Raw genomic sequence first — 18,004 nt, forward strand, 5'->3', positions numbered from 1 at the left:
ACCTGCATCACAGGCTAGGGGTTTGCTGCGCAGGTGTGGGGGAGGCTGGGACGAATCGAGTCGGTGAGATATCTTGATGTCAAAACAATCTTGTGGAAACCACCCGTAGGAGTCATCCCACTCATGGCCAAGATCATCTACACCCACACTGACGAAGCGCCGATGCTGGCCACGTACTCCTTCCTCCCGGTCATCGAGGCGTACGCCTCGACCGCCGGCGTCGAGGTCGAGACCCGGGACATCTCCCTGGCCGGTCGCATCATCTCGCTGTTCGGCGATCACCTGACCGCCGAGCAGCAGGTCGACGATGCGCTCGCCGAGCTCGGTCAGCTGGCCAAGCAGCCCGAGGCCAACATCATCAAGCTGCCCAACGTCAGCGCCTCGATCCCGCAGCTCAAGTCGGCTGTCGCCGAGCTGCAGTCCCAGGGGTATGCGCTTCCGGACTACCCCGACGACCCCCAGACCGACGCGGAGCGTGACGCTCGGTCCCGCTACGACAAGGTCAAGGGCAGCGCCGTCAACCCGGTCCTGCGTGAGGGCAACTCGGACCGACGTGCCCCGGCCTCGGTCAAGAACTACGCGCGCAAGCACCCGCACTCGATGGGTGCGTGGAGCAGCGACTCCAAGACCAACGTTGCGACGATGGCACAAGACGACTTCCGCGCGAACGAGAAGTCGGTCGTGATCGAGTCCGACGGCACGATCGCGATCCTGCTGATCGGTGACGATGGCTCGACCGCGACGTTGAAGGATGCCTTCCCGGTGCTGGCCGGCGAGATCATCGACGGCACCGTGATGCGGGCCGCCGCGCTCGACGCGTTCCTGACCGAGCAGATCGCCCGGGCGAAGTCCGAGGGTGTCCTGTTCTCGGTGCACCTCAAGGCCACCATGATGAAGGTCTCGGATCCGGTCATCTTCGGCCACGTCGTCAAGGCGTTCTTCCCCGCTGTGTTCGAGCAGTACGGTGCGGATCTCGAGGCGGCCGGACTCAGCCCGAGCAACGGCCTCGGCGGCATCCTTGCGGGTCTCGACGCGCTTCCCAACGGTGCCGAGATCAAGGCCGCGTTCGAGCGCGGCATCGCCGACGGCCCCGCCCTGGCGATGGTCGACTCCGACAAGGGCATCACCAACCTGCACGTGCCGAGTGACGTCATCGTCGACGCGTCGATGCCCGCCATGATCCGCACCTCGGGCCACATGTGGGGGCCCGACGGCGATGAGGCCGACACGCTTGCGGTCATCCCGGACAGCTCGTACGCCGGCGTCTATCAGACCGTCATCGACGATTGCCGGGTCAACGGCGCGTACGACCCCACCACGATGGGCTCGGTGCCCAACGTCGGACTCATGGCGCAGGCGGCCGAGGAGTACGGCAGCCACGACAAGACTTTCGAGATCCAGACCGGCGGCACCGTCCAGGTGGTCGATGGTGCCGGGCGCGTGCTGATCGAGCACTCGGTCGAGCCGGGCGACGTCTGGCGCGCCTGCCAGACCAAGGACGTGCCGATCCGCGATTGGGTCAAGCTCGCCGTGACTCGTGCCCGCGCTTCCGCGACGCCCGCGGTGTTCTGGCTCGACCCGACCCGCGCCCACGACGTCAACCTGCGCGCCAAGGTCGAGGCGTACCTGCCCGATCACGACACCGAGGGCCTGACGATCGAGGTCATGTCACCGGCGGACGCGACGCAGTACTCGATCGATCGCATCCGGCGGGGCGAGGACACGATCTCGGTCACCGGCAACGTGCTCCGTGACTACAACACCGATCTGTTCCCGATCCTCGAGCTCGGCACGAGCGCGAAGATGCTCTCGATCGTCCCGCTGATCAACGGCGGAGGGCTGTTCGAGACCGGCGCCGGCGGGTCGGCGCCCAAGCACGTCCAGCAGCTCATCAAGGAGAACCACCTCCGCTGGGACAGCCTGGGGGAGTTCCTTGCCCTCGCCTCGAGCTTTGAGCACATGGCGACCACGACCGGCAACGCCCGCGCGCAGATCCTGGCCGACACCCTCGACCGGGCCACCGGCACGTTCCTGGACGAGAACAAGTCGCCCAGCCGCAAGGTCGGCGAGATCGACAACCGCGGAAGCCACTACTACCTCGCGCTCTACTGGGCGCAGGAGCTGGCCAAGCAGACCGAGGACGCCGAGCTGGCGGCCGGATTCGCCGAGGTCGCCGAGGCGCTGACCTCGAACGAGGACACCATTAACGGCGAGCTGCTCTCGGTGCAGGGAAGCCCCGCCGACATCGGCGGCTACTTCCGTCCGGACGACGCCAAGGTCAACGCCGTGATGCGGCCGTCCGGGACGTTCACCGAGGTGCTCCAGGGCCTCGTCGCACGGCTGGGCTGAACCACGGCTCGTCTCCGAGCCTCCTGACGGCGTGCAGCCGTCAGGAGGACCGGGGAGCGACGATGTAGGTGGTGGTGAGCTCGCCACCGACGTCGGAGCTGCTCATCAGCACATCCCAGCGGTCGGACTGCAGCGAGGCCGTGGCGTCGGCGCCGACCTCCGACGAATACTGGACCGTGAACCCCTTGCCCGTGAGCAGTGCGATGGCTGCGTCGTTGGGGTCCGCGGAGTCTGGTGTGATGAGGACCGATCGGCGCCCTGAGGCGCACGCCCCGAGCAGCGTGGCCTGCCTCGCCACGACATCCGACGACACCCGGCCGATGTCCTCGAGGATCCGCACGGCGGCCTCGCCGATGCCGACGCGGATGGCTGACCTCGACCAGGAGGTCCTCGCGGCGCTGGTCGAGCGTTCCTGGTTGGCCAATCACTCGGGCTGACGACGGCCCAGAATGTCCCGGGGCCTCCTCGCGCAGCTACTGCGCGTGGCGCCAAGGGGTGAGTCGCCTCACGTCGGGAACAACACGCCGGAGCCGATAGATTGAGCACCTAGTGACAACTCTCGAATCTCCGCCCGCGGCCAGCACGAAGCACGTGACCTTGGCCCTGCTCGCCCTGGCGTTGGGTGGCTTTGCGATCGGCACTACCGAGTTCATGACGATGGGCCTGCTGCCCGACATCGCCGATGGCATCGGTCAGTCGATTCCCGCTACGGGCCACATCATCACGGCGTACGCCTTCGGCGTCGTGGTCGGTGCCCCGATCATCGTGTCGCTGGGCGCGCGTCTGCCCAAGCGCGAGCTCGCGATCGGGCTGATCCTGGCGCTTGGTGTCGGCAACGCTTTGACGGCGGTCGCGCAGGGCTACGTGCCCGTGCTCCTGGCCCGCTTCGTTGCGGGGCTCCCGCACGGGGCGTACTTCGGTGTCGCCTCTCTGCTGGCTGCCTCGCTCGTACGTCCTGAGCTGCGCGGGCGCGCGGTCAGCTCGGTAATGCTCGGGCTGTCCGTCGCGACAGTCGTGGGAGTCCCGGCGAGCACGCTGCTCGGGCAGGGACTCGGCTGGCGCAGCGCGTACTGGGCGGTGCTGGGTATCGCGATCGCTGCTGCAGCAATGATCGCGCTGTTCGTGCCGCACTCGGCTCCGGACAAGAGTGCCTCGCTGCGCCGCGAGCTGGCGGCGCTCAGACGTCCGCAGGTGCTGTTCGCGGTGTCGGCCGGGATGGTCGGCTTCGGTGGGCTGTTCGCGATGTACAGCTACATCGCGCCGATCATCACCGACGTCACGGAGCTCTCCAGGAGCTGGATCGCGGTCGGCCTGCTGGCGTTCGGCATCGGATCGGTCCTCGGCTCGTGGGTCGCCGGCGTCATGGCCGACTGGAATGTCGAGCGCTCGGTGCTGCTGGGCTTCGCCGCGACGATCGTCGTGCTCGCGGTGTTCTACGGCGTTGCCTCGTTCGCCGTCCCGATGTTGGTGCTGGTGTTCTGCGTCGGCGCCCTCGGCTCGATCGTCGCGATCAATCTGCAGATCCGACTGATGGATGCCGCCGGCGATGCACAGATGCTGGGCGCCGCCCTCAACCACTCGGCGCTCAACGTCGCGAACGGTCTCGGCGCGTTCTTCGGTGCGGTCATCATTGAGGCCGGACACGGTTATCGCGCGACGAGCCTGGTCGGGGTCGTCCTGGCGAGCCTGGGCCTGCTGATCTTCGCGGTCGGGCTGACGGTCCAGCGCCGGTCCGCCGAGACCGCGCGGGCGGTCGTCAGCGGCTGACCTGCTCGGCTCCCACACGCGGGCGGAGCCAGACCAGGTCGCCCAGGTGGAGCTGCAGCGCCGTGGCCTCGGCCCGGGTGATCACGACTTGGACGGGGTCGGGGTGGAGCACGTCGTCGGGCGTCACCTCGAGCCTGATCTCGAAGCCGACCCGGGTCCATCGGGTGATCGGGCCGGAGGCGGTAGCGGCGTGCTCGTAGCGGGTGATGTCGATGTCGTGGGGTCGAATCAGTCGGTCTCGGAGGCGCGTGACGGGGCCGAGGAACGACAGGACGAAGTCGCTGGCGGGTCGGTCGTACAAGTCGTCGGGCGAGCCGATCTGCTCGATGCGTCCCTCGTTGATCACGACCAGGCTGTCCGAGACCTCCAGGGCCTCCTCCTGGTCGTGCGTCACGAAAACCGTCGTCACGTGCACCTCGTCGTGCAGTCGGCGTAGCCAGTTCCGCAGCTCCTTGCGCACCTTGGCGTCCAGTGCACCGAAGGGCTCGTCGAGCAGCAGCACGCTCGGCTCGATCGCGAGAGCTCGGGCCAGGGCCATCCGTTGGCGCTGGCCGCCCGACAGCTGCGCCGGCAGCCGGTCGGCGAACTGCTCGAGGTGCACGAGTTCGAGCAGGTCGTCGACCCGGCGTCGCACCTCGTCCTTGGGCGTCTTGCGGATCTCCAACCCGAAGGCGATGTTCTTGGCGACCGTCATGTGCTTGAACGCGGCGTAGTGCTGAAACACGAACCCGACGTTGCGCTTCTGGGCGGGGACGTTGGTGGTGTCGCGGCCCTCGATCACGATGCTGCCACTGTGGGAGGACTCGAGCCCGGCGATGATCCGGAGCAGGGTCGACTTGCCGCCGCCGCTGGGTCCGAGAAGCGCCGTGAGCTGTCCGCTGGGAATGCTGAGGTTGATGTCCTGCAGCGCGACGAAGTCGCCGAATGCCTTGTTGATCCCGCGGATCTCAATCCCCATCGGTCTCGTCCTTGGGTCGGAGGATGGTCACAACGACGAGCGCCGCGACCGCGATCAGTGCAAGCAGGAACGACGTTGCGTACGCCGATCCCTGCTCGAAGTCCTGGTACTTCTCCTCGACGACGAGCGTCGCGGTCTGGGTCTGCTGGGCGATATTGCCGGAGATGACCTTGACCGCGCCGAATTCTCCGAGCGAGCGGGCCAGGCTCAGCACGACGCCGTAGATCAGGGCCCACTTGATCGAGGGGAGCGTGATCCGGCGGAAGGTCTGGAGGGGCCCGGCCCCGAGGCTGCGAGCGGCCTGTTCCTGCTCGGTGCCGATCTCCTGCAGGACGGGCACGAGCTCGCGCACGACCAGCGGCAGGCTCACGAAGGCCGTGGCCAAGATGATGCCCGGCGGGGCGAACGCGATCTGGATGCCGGCGCGGTCGAGCTCGGGTCCGAGCAGGCCATTGGTGCTGCCGTAGGCCAGGAGAAGCGCGAGCCCCACGACGACGGGCGAAACCGACAACGGCAGATCGATCAGGGCCGACAGGACCCCGCGGCCGGGGGAGTCGTATCGCACCATCAGCAGCGAGATCCCGACGCCGAATACTGTATTGATCGCGACGGCCCACAGCGCGACGTAGATCGTGAGCTGCAGTGCGAACGTCACCTCGGGGTCGGACAGCGCGCCCCGGAGGTTGCCCAGCCCGCCGTCGAAGGTTGTGACGACGACGAGTGACACTGGCCAGACGATCAGGAAGAAAAGGTACGCGGCGACAATCGCGCGTCGGACGTACGTCCCGGCCGTCGGGGTCGCGATCCGGCTAGCCACGATGGGCCGCCACCCGGGTCAGGACCTGCAGCAGCACGATCGCCAGCAGCGCGATGACGAGCAGGATCACCGCGACCGACGCGGCCGCGGCCGCGTCGCCGTTCTCGATGTACGTCAGGATGCGGACCGACGCCACCTCGGTCTGGTTTGGCAGATTGCCTGACAGCAGCACCAGCGAGCCGTACTCACTGATGCCCCGGGCGAACGAGAGCGCGGCTCCGGCGGTGATGGCAGGGGCGAGCGCTGGCAGAATGATGCGGCGCAGCGTCGTGGCGCGGCTCGCGCCGAGGGATGCCGCGGCCTCCTCGACATCGAGGTCGAGCTCCATCAGGACGGGCTGCACGGTGCGGATCACGAACGGCAGCGTCACGAACAGCAGCGCCAGAAAGACCGATCGCCCGGTGCTGGCGACGTTGATGCCGAGCGGGCTGGACGGGCCGTACAGGCTCAGCAGCACCAGGCCGGCGACGATCGTCGGTAGCGCGAACGGGATGTCGATGATGACCTCGAGCAGTCGCTTGCCGGGGAACGTGTCACGGACGAGCACCCACGCGATCAGTGTGCCCATCACGACGTTGATCAGCGTGACGTAGGTCGCCTGGGTCACGGTGAGCCGGAGAGCAGCCGCGGTCTGGGGGTCTGTGAGGGTGTCCCGGAAGGTCTGCCAGCCGCCGTCGACCGATTGGATCACGACGAGGGCCAGCGGGATCAGCACGAGCAGGCTGAACCAGCTCAGCGCGAGGCCCAGGCCGAGGGCCGAGGTCCGGGTCAGCGAGGAGTGCGTACGGGTGCGCCGCGTGCGCGTCTGCCCGCGGGCGAGCGTCGTCATGACTTCCCGGACTGCGCGACGATCCGGGTGATGATGCCGTCGTCGCCGAAGAAGGTCGCATTGGCGGCGTGCCAGCCGCCGAAGGTCTCATCGATCGTGGACAGCTTGTCGATCGCGGGGAACGGATCCCGGGGGTCGTTCGCGCCCTTGACATCCGAGGTGTCGACTCCGGCGACCGAGGCCAACGGTCGGAAGCCGTGCGCGGCGTAGATGCCCTGACCCGTCGCGCTGAGCGCGAAGTCCAGGAAGTCCTGTGCTGCTGGGGCAGCGTTCGTTGTCACCGCGCCGGGATTCTCGATCAGCAGGTTGTCGCTCGGGACGAGGTAGTCGAGTTCCTCGCCACTTTGTCGGGCGAGGATCGCCTCGTTCTCGTACGACAGCAGCACGTCTCCGGTCCCGCTCGTGAATGCCGTGGTCGCGTCGCGCCCGCTGCCGGGCAACGCGGCGACGTTCGCAAACAGCCTCGTGAGGTACGTGCGTGCGTCGGCCCGGCTGCCGCCGCCTGCGATCACCGACTGATAGGCCGCGAGGATGTTCCACCTGGCCGAGCCGGAGGATCCCGGATTGGGCGTCACGACGTCGATGCCCGGCTTGGCGAGGTCGGCGAAGGAGGTGATGTGCAGGGGATTGCCCTTGCGTACGACGATGGCCACGACCGAGGTGCTGATGATGCCTTGGTTGGTGCCGTCGTTCCAGGTGTCGGCCACGAGTCCTTGGTCGACCAGACGGGTCACGTCGGGGGTCAGGGAAAAGTGCACGAAGTCGGCCCTGAGCCCGTTGGCCACGGCCCGGCTCTGGTCACCGGAGGCCCCCAACGACTCCCGCCACGCGACCTGGTCGCCGGTCTGGCGGTCGGCGAACGCCTTCTCGAGCGCCCTGTCTGCGGCCTTGGGGACCGAGTAGGCGACCAGCGACAGCGTCGTCGACGAGGTGCCCTGGTCGGTGCTCCCGCTGGTAGGGGCGCACGCGGTCAGGACGGCGACGGCGGCCGAGGTGGCGAGGATCCTGATCGGTCGGGCGCGTCTGGTCAGCACGGAGAGCTCCTGGTCGTGGGACGCGAGGCTGACGCGTCGAACCTCAACCTAGGGACGAAATCTGGCCGTGCTTCGAGGTTCCATGATGTGGGACGTGTGATCGGGCGGTGAGAATTACTGCTTCTCACCCGCTGCCGACAGGGGGCTCGGCCGAGCCTCAACCGAGGTCGCCGTATCGGTCCGCGGAGTCGTTTGAGCTGCCTCCGAGGGCGTCTCCAGGCCGGAAGCAGGGGGGCTTCTCGTTACGTGGTTCTGACTGGAATCGTCGTGAATAGATCCAGACCTGGCTGTTGTGGCGGGACACGTCCTCGACTAGAAGCGAATGTATGTGCGAGGCGCTGCACCGGTCGTCGTCACGAGATCCAGACGCCCTCGCCCGGGCTGCTGCGGTGCTCGACTCCATGTCATTGAGCACCTACGACGAGCTGCCCGTGAACGAGCAGATCGCGGCGTGCGAGACGCAACTGCTCGACGATGCGCAGACGATGACCCTCAAGGGCCTTTCCCGTCGTGCGGACCGGATCACCGACACCTTCGCGCCCGACGACGTCGACGCTCACGAGGACGCGATCCTTGAGAATCGGGAGACCGCGGCGCGCAGGGCCTCGTACTTCTGGATGGCAGACCGCAAGGACGGCACCTTCAAGGGGGAGTTGGTCATCCCCGAGGCGCAGGCGGCAATGTTGAATAGCTGCTCGAGGCGATGAACGCTCCTCAGGTCAAGAACCCCGAGGATGATCCTGCTGCCGCGGTCTTCGACGCACGCCCCACCTACGGTCAGCAGCTGGCTGAAGCCTTCTGCGCCTTCATCGAGCATCTGCCTGGCGACAAGCTTCCCCAGACGGCCGGGGTCGGGGTGACGCTCGCCATCAGCATTGATCTGAAGAGCCTGATCGACGGAATCAGGGCCGGCACTCTGTCAACCGGATGCCGGGTCGCCGCCGGCAAGGTGCGGCGGATGGCGTGCGAACAAGGACTGCTGCCGATGGTCTTCAACGGGACCTCCCTCCCCCTCGGCTGCGGGCGCAAGGAACGCTGCTTCAACCGTGAGCAGCGTCGAGCGATGGACCAGCGCGACGGCGGCATCCCGTCGACACGTGGTGCGAGGGATACCCCCGCACGACCGACGTATGGCGCTGCGGGACTACGACCCGCAGAAGCGGTTCCTCCAGATCGAGCTGCTCAAGCCGCAGAACTGGATCAACGGCACCGGCGGCCGGCTCGTCGTGGTGTTCGAGGGTCGGGACGCCGCTGGCAAGGGTGGGACGATCAGTCGGTTCACGGAGCTAGTCGAAGACCACGGTCCGGGGGCCGTTCATCAGCACCCGCGACTCGGCATGCAGCTGGACGGCGCGCGACAGCGTCTGCGCCTCGACGTCGCGACCGATCCGGGCCAGGTCGCCGGCGGTCATCCGATGGTCGACCCGCAGGACGCCCTGGTCGATGATCGGGCCCTCGTCCAGGGCCGCGGTGACGTAGTGGGCCGTGGCGCCGATGAGCTTGACGCCCCGGTCGTGAGCCTGCTGATACGGGCGCGCGCCCTTGAAGCTCGGCAGGAAGCTGTGGTGGATGTTGATGGCCCGGCCCTCGAGCGTGCGGCACGTGTCGTCGGTGATGATCTGCATGTAGCGCGCGAGCACCACCAGATCGACGTCGAGCTCGTCGACGAGCTCGAGCAGGCGGGCCTCAGCCTTGGCCTTGTCGTCCACCGGCACGTGATGAAAGGGGACGTCGTACGCACCGGCCAGTCGTTCGAGATCGCGATGGTTGGACACCACGGCGGGGATCTGGATGTTGAGGCCACCGGCGCTCTGCCGATACAACAGGTCGTTGAGGCAGTGACCCTCGCGCGACACCATGACCAGGGTCCGAGTCGGCGTCTCGGCGGCGACCAACCGGAATGCCATGTGGTGCTCGTCCGCGAGAATCGCGAACCGCTCGCCGAGCGCAGCGGCCGAGGTCTCGACCGGCATCGTGAAGTGGACCCGCAGGAAGAACTCTGCGTCGCTGGTGTCGGAGAACTGTTGGCTGTCAAGGATGTTGCCGCCGGAACCGGCGATCCAGCCGCTCACGGCATAGACCAGCCCGGGTCGGTCAGGGCAGGACAGGGTCAGGACGAAGGACGAAGGCACCCGCCCACTCTAGATGTGCGCGGGTGTCGTCGGTCCGGTGCTACTTGGCGGTGACGGGCGCGGCGACGGGTGGGCCCTCGCGACGGCCTTCGTGGGACGGCGCTGCGAAGAACAGCACCGCGACGATGCCGATCGCGAACGCGAAGACCGGCAGCAGCAGCGACTGGGCCATCGCATCGGCGAACGGCCCCTGGACCTGGGCCGGCATCGGGCCCTTCTGTGAGAAGAAGTCGCCCGAGGAACCGCCGAGCGCGTTGGCCGCCAGCCGCGCTTCGATGAGCGAGGCGATCGCGGCACTGCCGAGCACCGCGCCAATCTGGCGGGTCGTGTTGTAGACGCCGGCGCCGGCGCCCGCCGAGGCCATCGGCAGGTTGCGGGTGGCGGTTGCGCTGAGCGGCGCCCACAGGCAGGCGTTGGAGACGCCGAACAGCGCCATCGGCAGCAGCAGCTGCCACACGGGGGTGGTCGGGGTCAGAATCAGTGACAGCCACAGCATCGCGATCGCCGCAGTGCTGAAGCCCACGAGGGTGATGTTGCGCGGATGCGCCCGGTCGACGAGCTTGCCGACGAACGGCGAGAGCACCATCAGCACGACGGCCATCGGCACCATGAGGAGCGCGGCCTGCGTGGGGCTCCAGCCGCGTACGCCCTGGGCGTAGAACTGGATCGGCAGGGACATCGCGGTGATCGCGAGCGACACCAGGGCGATGCCACCGTTGCCGAGCGAGAAGTTGCGGTCGCGGAACAGTCCGAGCGGCACGAGGGGCTCGCGCTTGATCCGGCTCTGCCACCAGATGAAGGCCGCGAAGAGCAGGAGTCCCAGCGAGATCAGCAGCGGCACGCTGATGATGCCCGTGATCGTGCCCCAGTGGTACTTCTCGCCCTCCTGGATGCCGAAGACGATCAGGAACATGCCGAGCCCGCTCAGGGCGACGCCCAGGAGGTCGAAGGTGTGGGGGTGCGTCTTCAGCACGGGCACGAGTCGGACCGCCACGATGAAGCCGACGATGCCGACCGGGACGTTGATGAAGAAGATCCACTCCCAGCCGAGGCTGTCGACGAGGACTCCACCCAGAATCGGGCCGACGAGTGTTGCGACGCCGGCGGTCGCTCCCCACAGGGCCATCGCGCTGCCGCGCTTGGCCGGAGGGAACGTGCGGGTGATGACGGCCATGGTCTGGGGCGTGATCAGCGAAGCGCCGATGCCCTGCACGACCCGAGCCACGATCAGCATCTCGATCGAGCCGGTCAGCCCGCACCACAATGAGGCCAGGGTGAAGATCGTGAGCCCGACGAGGTAGACCCGCTTGGGCCCGAACTGGTCACCGAGCCGGCCGGTGACCAGAAGGGGCACGGCGTACGCCAGCAGGTAGGCACTGGTGACCCAGATGACGGCGTTGGCGTCGGCGTTGAGATCGCGAGCGATCGCCGGTGTCGCGACGAACACGATCGTGTTGTCGACCAGGATCATGAAGAAGCCGATGACCATGGCCCAGAGTGCGGGCCATGGCTTGTAGCCTTCGGGCAGATCGGTCTTCTGGCCTTGGGGGGATGCCATGTGTGTTCCTTGCGTGCAGGGGAATGAAGGCGCGTCAGGTGGCGGAGCGCAACGCCGTGAGCAGCTGGTCGTTCAAGTATGACCCGCAAGATGGTCGTGTCGTGCAACCAGTCTGGCGACTAGGGCTGACAGGTCCGTGGTTCAGCGCAAGAGCTCGTAGCCGTGCAGGTCGTCGTACGACCCGTCGCCCAGTCGCTCGGCAGCACGCTGCGTGCCGTAGCGGGTGAATCCCGCGGCCTGCGCGATGGCGTTGCTGGCGGCGTTGTCGGCCGCGGCGTAGAGCACCAGCCGGCGACGATCGAGGCCATCGGCGTCGAAGGCATGGCGAACGACCATCTGGGTCGCCTCTGTCATGGCCCCGCGACCACGGGCGGCGGGGTGGGCCCAGTAGCCGATCTCGCCGGCCGTCGGGTTGACGCCCGCAAGGTCCATGACGGCAATGTTGCCCATCAGCTCGTCGGTCTCGAGGTCGGCGACGGCCCACGTGGCCTTGGCTCCGATCGCCGCCTGCCACGTGCAGTCCGCGACGTAGCTGCGGGCGACTGCGGGCGTGTAGGGATGGGGTAGCCCGGTGAGGAAGCGCTGGGAGAGCGGATCGCTGCAGGCCTCGACGATGCGCGGCAGGTCGGCATCGGTGAACGGACGCAGCCGCAGCCGACCGGACTCCAGCACGGGCGACTCGGCCCAGCGGGTCTGCGGCACCGGGATGTCACCGAAGCGGATCGATCCGGTCCATGCGTCGAGCACCCGGCCGCGCTCGTGGAGCATCCCTGGGGTGAGGCCGTGCAGCGAGAACCCCGTCTGGTGGGCGACCCGCAACGAGGCTGTGTTGCCGACGTGCGAGCGCCAGTGGACGATCTCGATGCCGCCCTCGTTGAGCGCCCAGTCGACGGCCAGGCGAACCGCGCGCGCCATCAGCCCGCGGCCGCGGGCCCACGGGTGCAGAGCGAAGCCGATATCCGCGATGGGGGACTGCCGGACGTCGATGTTGCCGGCGAACCGGGCGCGACCGGTATCGTCCTCGGCCTCGATCGCCCAGCCGCGATGCGTCCCGTCGTCCCAGCCGCGCGGGATGATGTTGAACGCGAACTGCTCGCTCATCTCGCGAGTGTGTGGAGTCGGGATCGCGGTCCAGCGGATCATCTCTGCGTCATTGGCCATCTGGAGCATCGAGTCGATGTCGGCCGGGACATGCGCGCGCAGGGTCACGACCCCATCGCTCAGGACGGGCACCGTGAGCGGCCACTTCATCCCGACGGGCGGCCTGCTCACGGGGCCAACGATCGGAACGGGTCGGCGGGGTACACCCCGAGAATCTTGACCTCGGTCGTGAAGAAGGTGAGCTCCTCGAGCGCGCGGGCGAGGCCCGGGTCGTCCGGGTGGCCGTCGACCTCGGCGAGGAACTGGGTCGCCGTGAACCAGCCGTCGACCATGTAGCTCTCGAGCTTGGTCATGTTGACGCCGTTGGTGGCGAACCCGCCGAGTGCCTTGTAGAGAGCGGCCGGAAGGTTGCGGACGTTGAAGATGAAGCTCGTGACGGTCGGGCCGTTGCCTGCGGCTGCCCGGGCAGGCTCGGGGGAGAGCACGACGAACCGGGTCGTGTTGTGGTCCTCATCCTCAATGTCGGTCGCCAGGACGTCGAGCCCGTAGATCTCGGCGGCCAGGGGAGGCGAGATCGCGGCCTGGCTGGGGTCGTTCGCGTCGGCGATCTCTCGCGCAGCGCCGGCGGTGTCGCCGGAGATGATCGGGGTGAGCCCGAACCGGCGGATGCTCTTGCGGCACTGGCCGAGAGCGTGCACATGGCTGTGCACGGTCTTGATCGTGTCGAGGCTCGAGCCCGGCACGCCGAGCAGGCTGAACTGGATCCGCAGGAAGTGCTCGGCGATGATGTGCAACCCCGAGGTCGGCAGGAAGTGGTGGATGTCGGCGACCCGTCCGGCGATCGAGTTGTCGATCGGGATCATGGCCAGATCGGCGTCACCGCCGGCCACCGCAGCGAAGACGTCCTCGAACGATGCGCACGCCACGGCTTCCCAGTCGGGATAGTGCTCACGCGCGACGATGTGGGAGTTGGCGCCGGGCTCGCCCTGGTATGCGATCCGGTTCTGGGTGCTCACGGGTCCAGTCTTCCAGAGAGTCAGGTGACGCGGTGTGCGCCGTCGGCTGCGTGGACGACGAAGGTCTGTGGGGGCTTCCACTGGTGCGACGCGTAGCGCGCCTCGACGCGTTCGCGCACCGCCGACAGCCGGTCGATCGGGAGCAGGGCGATCGCGCTGCCGCCGAATCCGCCGCCGGTCATCCGGGCGCCGAGGGCCCCGGCCTCGAGGGCCGCCTCGACCGCGACGTCGAGCTCGGGGCAGCTGACCTGGAAGTCGTCGCGCAGCGAAGCGTGCGAAGCAGTCAGGATCGTGCCGAGCTGGGCCCAGGCTCGCCGGTTGATCGCACTGACGGCGCCGCGCACCCGTGCGGTCTCGGTCAGCACATGGCGGGTGCGGGCCTTGAGGGTGTCGTCGGTCAGCCGGACCGTCGCGTCCAGTGTCGCGTCGCTCAGCCACTCCAGCCCGAGCTCGGCGGCGGCACGCTCGCACTCGTCGCGCCGCGCTGCGTACTCGCCGTCGGCCAGGGCGTGGTGCGCGCCGGTGTTGATGACCAGCATGGTCAGCCCGTCCTCTTCCCAGGTCACCGGGACGGTCGTGGTCGTTGGGGGTGACACCGAGGTGTCCATCAGGACTGCGTGGTCTACCTCGCCGAGGAGCACTGTGAGTTGGTCCATCATGCCGACCGGAGCGCCGGCGAAGTCGGTTTCCGCGCGTTGCGCCAGCTGGGCGATCCGGGTGCGGTCGAGCCCGAGCCCGAACAGCTCGTTCAACGCTGCGCCGATACCGCAGGTCAGGGCCGCAGACGAAGACAGGCCGGCGCCCGATGGCAGGCGCGATTCGACGACGATGTCAGCGCCGGGAATGTCGTGCCCGGCCTGCGTCATGCTCCAGACCATGCCGGCGCCGTACGTCGCCCAGCCCTCGACCTCGCCGGGCTGGACGCCGGTCCCGAAGCTCACCTTGGTCGACCCCGGCAGGTCCGACCACAGATTGACGACGGCGTCGTCCCTGGACCGGACCTTGATCGTCAGGGATCGGTCGATCGCGATCGGCAGGACGGGCCCGCCGTTGTAGTCGAGGTGCTCACCGATCAGGTTCACCCGGCCGGGGACTTCCCACCGGTGTACGTCAGTCACGGGTCGACCCTATCGAGAAGGCCTTGTCATCGACGATCGGCGCGGCTGGCAGAATGCCCTCCATGTCCGCTGACCGTCGTCCCCGCGTGCTGTCCGGAGCCCAACCGACTGCCGACTCGTACCACCTCGGCAACTATTTCGGCGCCTTCAAGCAGTGGGTCGGCCTGCAGGACGAGTTCGAGGCGTTCTACTTCGTCCCGGACCTGCACGCCATCACGGTGGAGTATGAGCCGGCGATGCTGCGTGAACGCACCTACATCGCCGCAGCACAGCTGCTCGCCGCCGGAGTCGACCCGGAGCGGAGTGCGCTGTTCGTCCAGAGCCACGTGCCCGAGCACGCGCAGCTTGCCTGGGTGCTGGGCGGCATCACGGGATTTGGCGAGGCCAGCCGCATGACCCAGTTCAAGGACAAGTCGGCCCGGAGCGGGTCCGACTCCTCGAGCGTCGGGCTGTTCACGTACCCGATCCTCATGGCCGCCGACATCTTGATCTACCAGGCCGACCGGGTCCCGGTCGGCGAGGACCAGCGCCAGCACGTCGAGCTGACCCGCAACCTTGCGCAGCGCTTCAATCATCGCTTCGGCGAGACGTTCACGGTGCCGGAGGCGCACATCGTCAAGGCATCGGCCAAGATCTACGACCTGCAGGACCCGACATCGAAGATGAGCGGCTCCAACCAGTCGCACGCTGGTGTTGTCGACCTGACCGACACACCCAAGCAGGTCGCCAAGAAGCTGCGCTCGGCCGTGACCGACTCCGGCACCGAGATCAGGTTCGACCCGGAGTCCAAGCCCGGAATCTCCAACCTGCTGTCCATGTATTCCGCGCTCACCGACGAGCCGATCGAGTCGATCGTCAAGGACTTCGAGGGCAAGCAGTACGGCCACCTCAAGGTCGCCCTGGGTGACCTGCTGGCGGACTTCGTGGGCCAGTTCGGTGACCGTACGCGTGAGCTGCTCGACGACCGGGCCGAGCTCGACCGCATCCTGGCCGCGGGTGCTGACCGGGCCCGCGAGGTCGCCAGCGTGACCCTCGACCTGGTCTACGAGCGCTCCGGGTTCGTGCGTCGCGCATGAGCGAGCACCAGCTGCTGATCGGGATCTCGATCCCGGTGCCGGAGCCATTCGGCAGCCAGCTCCAGGACGAGCGGGCCGGCTTCGGGGATCCGATGGCCAGCACCGTCCCCAGCCACATCACCCTGATTCCGCCGGTGCCGTGCGAGCCGGACGGGCTTGTCGACGTCGCGACGGCGTTGGAGCGGGCGTCAGCGACGATGTCGCCGTACTCGATGCGGCTCCGCGGGACCGGCACCTTCCGGCCGGTGTCGCCGGTCGTGTTCGTCACGGTCAGTGAGGGCATCTCGCAGACCGAGCTGCTGGCGGGATGCATCCGCCGCACGCTCGACGTGCCGGAGCCGGACTTCCCGTTCCATCCCCATGTCACGGTCGCGCACAACCTGGACGACACCGGGTTGGACCGCGCCTACGACGCGCTCGGTGACTTTGACTGCACCTTCACGGTCGACTCATTCGCCCTCTACCTCCATGACGAGGTCGAGGGCTGGGTGCCGCAGCGCGACTTCCTGCTGGGTCAGTAGTCGCTCAGCGAGGTCAGACGACCTCCAGGCCGCCGCCGGCGAACGTCGTGAGGTGCTCGAGCAGCTCAGCCTTGAACGCGCGCGCGGCGAGTGGGAGCGCCTCCGAGCTGCGGTGGGCCAGTGCGATGACCCGGTCCAGTGGAGGGTCATCCAGCGGCGTGGCCTGCAGCAGTGGGCGGGTCGCCAGCACCATGCTCGGCACGACCGCGTGCCCGAGGCCGGCCTGCACGAAGCTCAGCACGGCGCTCATCTCGCCGCCTTCGACCGCGAGCCGAGGCTCGAATCCAGCCGCCTCGCACGCGCGGAACGTGACGTCGCGCAGGTCGTAGCCCTCGCGGAACATCACGAGGGGCAGGTCTTGCAGGTCGGCGACGCCCATGCTCGCGGGCATTGCCGCGTCGGCCCGGCTGGCGAGCACGAGTCGCTCGCGCAGGACCGGTGTCGTCTCGATGTCCGGATCGTGGGTGTGCAGCGGCACGATCAGCAGTGCCACGTCGAGCCGACCTTGAGACAGCTCCTGGGTGAGGACCTGCGATCCGGCCTCCTGGACCTCCAGGTCGATGTCGGGGTGCGAGTCGTGGAACCGGGTCAGTGCCTCCGGCAGCAATCCGTCGCACAGCGAGGGTGTCGCGCCGAGTCGTACCCGCCCGCGCCGCAGGCTGGCGACCTCGTGGACGGTGCGCTCTGCGCTTTCTACGTCGATCAGAATGCGCTGCGCGTGGGGGAGCAGGGCTTCACCGGCGCTCGTCAGCTCGATCGCGCCGCGGTTGCGCACGAACAGTGGCGTGCCGAGGGAGTTCTCCAGGACCCGGATCTGCTTGGACAGGCTGGGCTGGGACACGCCGGTCACCTCCGCGGCCCTGGTGAAGTGCCGGGTTCGGGCCACGGCGACGAAATAGGTCAGCTGCTGGATCTGCACGCCGCCATTCTTCCATAGCCAACGGCTATGAACCCTGCCCTCACTATGACTTAGCGCATATCGACTTCGCGTTCTAGTGTGTGCGGGTGGCGACTACCCAAAATCTGAAGCGCGCGTCGGCGAAGCAATCGACCGTCGCGCTCAAGTATTCGATGGCGGTGTCAGGGCTCATCATGGTGGGCTACCTGATCCTGCACATGTACGGCAACCTCAAGGCCTTCGCGGGTCCCGACTCGTTCAACGAGTACGCCGAGCACCTCCGGACGATCGGCACGCCGATCCTCCCGCACGAGGGTCTGCTCTGGATCGTCCGCGTCGTGCTCCTTGCGGCTGTCCTGATGCACGCCTATGCGGCGATCACGCTGTGGCGGCGCAACAAGAAGGCGGCCGGCTACGTCGGCAACACGCGCTACCAGACCAAGCAGAACAAGGCCGGGATCCAGCGCAGCTATGCCTCGTTCACGATGCGCTGGGGCGGGGTGACTATCGCGCTGTTCATCGTCTTCCACATCCTCAACCTGACGACGAACGACATCCACCCCGGTGGCCGGGCGGACACCGCCTACGGCAAGCTCCACAACACCTTCGAGAACCCCTGGGTCTGGATCGCGTACGTCGTCGCCATGATCGCGGTGGGGTTCCACCTGTGGCACGGGTTCTGGAGCGCTTTCACGACGCTGGGTCAGAACCACAGCCCGACCCGCTCGGCGTCGGTGTGGAACACCGCGGCGATCGTGATCGCCGTGGTCCTGACGATCGGCTTCCTCGCGCCGCCGACCGCGATCCTCTTCTTCGGTCTGGGAGGCTGA

The 18,004-nt window shown here is 67.7% G+C and carries 17 protein-coding genes and 2 pseudogenes; 8 read left to right on the forward strand and 11 right to left on the reverse strand.

The features are described from left to right. Positions 1-114 precede the first annotated feature (114 nt). On the forward strand, positions 115-2,349 hold the full coding sequence (locus tag C6I20_RS02035; RefSeq protein WP_371682675.1) for an NADP-dependent isocitrate dehydrogenase: 2,235 nt from the start codon (positions 115-117) through the stop codon (positions 2,347-2,349). A gap of 40 nt (positions 2,350-2,389) precedes the next feature. On the opposite strand, the gene C6I20_RS02040 is transcribed toward C6I20_RS02035, so the two are convergent. Beyond that, positions 2,390-2,773 (reverse strand): hypothetical protein, encoded by a 384-nt coding sequence (locus tag C6I20_RS02040; protein ID WP_118394438.1) that lies wholly within the window; start codon positions 2,771-2,773, stop codon positions 2,390-2,392. Between the two features lie 167 nt (positions 2,774-2,940). Between C6I20_RS02040 and C6I20_RS02045 the strand changes: the two genes are divergently transcribed. Further along, positions 2,941-4,116, forward strand: a complete 1,176-nt coding sequence (locus C6I20_RS02045; protein ID WP_254052211.1) for an MFS transporter — start codon at positions 2,941-2,943, stop codon at positions 4,114-4,116. Here C6I20_RS02045 and C6I20_RS02050 read toward each other — a convergent pair. From C6I20_RS02050 to C6I20_RS02065, 4 genes are read right to left on the reverse strand one after another with little or no spacing between them, the layout of a single operon-like run. Then, positions 4,106-5,074, reverse strand: a complete 969-nt coding sequence (locus tag C6I20_RS02050; RefSeq protein WP_118394439.1) for a sulfate/molybdate ABC transporter ATP-binding protein — start codon at positions 5,072-5,074, stop codon at positions 4,106-4,108. The genes C6I20_RS02045 and C6I20_RS02050 overlap by 11 nt on opposite strands. Continuing rightward, positions 5,064-5,891, reverse strand: coding sequence for a sulfate ABC transporter permease (locus C6I20_RS02055; RefSeq protein ID WP_118394440.1), 828 nt, complete (start codon positions 5,889-5,891; stop codon positions 5,064-5,066). The genes C6I20_RS02050 and C6I20_RS02055 overlap by 11 nt, the downstream gene beginning before the upstream one ends. Further along, on the reverse strand, positions 5,884-6,720 hold the full coding sequence (gene cysT, locus C6I20_RS02060) for a sulfate ABC transporter permease subunit CysT (RefSeq protein WP_118394441.1): 837 nt from the start codon (positions 6,718-6,720) through the stop codon (positions 5,884-5,886). The genes C6I20_RS02055 and cysT overlap by 8 nt, the downstream gene beginning before the upstream one ends. Further along, a complete protein-coding gene (locus C6I20_RS02065) occupies positions 6,717-7,754 on the reverse strand; it encodes a sulfate ABC transporter substrate-binding protein (protein WP_254052212.1) in 1,038 nt (345 codons plus the stop codon). Before C6I20_RS02065 ends, cysT begins: the two co-directional genes overlap by 4 nt. Before the next feature lie 326 nt (positions 7,755-8,080). Here C6I20_RS02065 and C6I20_RS02070 point away from each other — a divergent pair, with 326 nt between their 5' ends. From C6I20_RS02070 to C6I20_RS16995, 3 genes and pseudogenes are all read left to right on the forward strand, one after another. After that, positions 8,081-8,461 carry a hypothetical protein gene (locus tag C6I20_RS02070; protein ID WP_162891067.1) on the forward strand — a complete coding sequence of 127 codons (381 nt, stop codon included), beginning with the start codon at positions 8,081-8,083 and terminating at the stop codon, positions 8,459-8,461. Further along, a pseudogene (locus C6I20_RS17810) lies at positions 8,458-8,772 on the forward strand (DUF222 domain-containing protein); the annotation flags it as partial. The gene C6I20_RS02070 and the pseudogene C6I20_RS17810, both read left to right, overlap by 4 nt. Positions 8,773-8,843: 71 nt before the next feature. Next, positions 8,844-9,040, forward strand: a pseudogene (locus C6I20_RS16995) (polyphosphate kinase 2); the annotation flags it as partial. Here the strand turns inward: C6I20_RS16995 and purU are convergent. The 5 genes from purU to galK form a co-directional block, all read right to left on the reverse strand. Continuing rightward, positions 9,041-9,886: a formyltetrahydrofolate deformylase gene (gene purU, locus C6I20_RS02080; protein WP_118394444.1), complete on the reverse strand. Its 846-nt coding sequence runs from the start codon at positions 9,884-9,886 to the stop codon at positions 9,041-9,043. Between the two features lie 40 nt (positions 9,887-9,926). Then, positions 9,927-11,444, reverse strand: a complete 1,518-nt coding sequence (locus C6I20_RS02085) for an MFS transporter (protein WP_118394445.1) — start codon at positions 11,442-11,444, stop codon at positions 9,927-9,929. Between the two features lie 141 nt (positions 11,445-11,585). After that, a complete protein-coding gene (locus tag C6I20_RS02090; protein ID WP_162891068.1) occupies positions 11,586-12,716 on the reverse strand; it encodes a GNAT family N-acetyltransferase in 1,131 nt (376 codons plus the stop codon). Further along, a complete protein-coding gene (locus C6I20_RS02095; RefSeq protein WP_118394447.1) occupies positions 12,713-13,561 on the reverse strand; it encodes a prephenate dehydratase in 849 nt (282 codons plus the stop codon). Before C6I20_RS02095 ends, C6I20_RS02090 begins: the two co-directional genes overlap by 4 nt. Positions 13,562-13,581: 20 nt before the next feature. Continuing rightward, positions 13,582-14,679: a galactokinase gene (gene galK / locus C6I20_RS02100; protein WP_118394448.1), complete on the reverse strand. Its 1,098-nt coding sequence runs from the start codon at positions 14,677-14,679 to the stop codon at positions 13,582-13,584. Between the two features lie 53 nt (positions 14,680-14,732). Between galK and trpS the strand changes: the two genes are divergently transcribed. Both trpS and C6I20_RS02110 read left to right on the forward strand, forming a co-directional pair. Continuing rightward, entirely contained in the window at positions 14,733-15,755 is a 1,023-nt protein-coding gene (gene trpS, locus C6I20_RS02105) for a tryptophan--tRNA ligase (protein WP_118394449.1), read from the forward strand. Then, entirely contained in the window at positions 15,752-16,276 is a 525-nt protein-coding gene (locus C6I20_RS02110; RefSeq protein ID WP_118394450.1) for a 2'-5' RNA ligase family protein, read from the forward strand. Before trpS ends, C6I20_RS02110 begins: the two co-directional genes overlap by 4 nt. Positions 16,277-16,289: 13 nt before the next feature. Here C6I20_RS02110 and C6I20_RS02115 read toward each other — a convergent pair whose 3' ends face one another. Beyond that, a complete protein-coding gene (locus C6I20_RS02115; protein WP_118394451.1) occupies positions 16,290-17,195 on the reverse strand; it encodes a LysR substrate-binding domain-containing protein in 906 nt (301 codons plus the stop codon). Between the two features lie 86 nt (positions 17,196-17,281). On the opposite strand from C6I20_RS02115, the gene C6I20_RS02120 reads away from it, so the two are divergent. Further along, entirely contained in the window at positions 17,282-18,004 is a 723-nt protein-coding gene (locus C6I20_RS02120) for a succinate dehydrogenase cytochrome b subunit (protein WP_254052213.1), read from the forward strand.

Origin of the sequence: Aeromicrobium sp. A1-2 (genome assembly GCF_003443875.1) — a bacterium.
In the GTDB taxonomy this organism is placed as follows: Bacteria; Actinomycetota; Actinomycetes; order Propionibacteriales; family Nocardioidaceae; genus Aeromicrobium.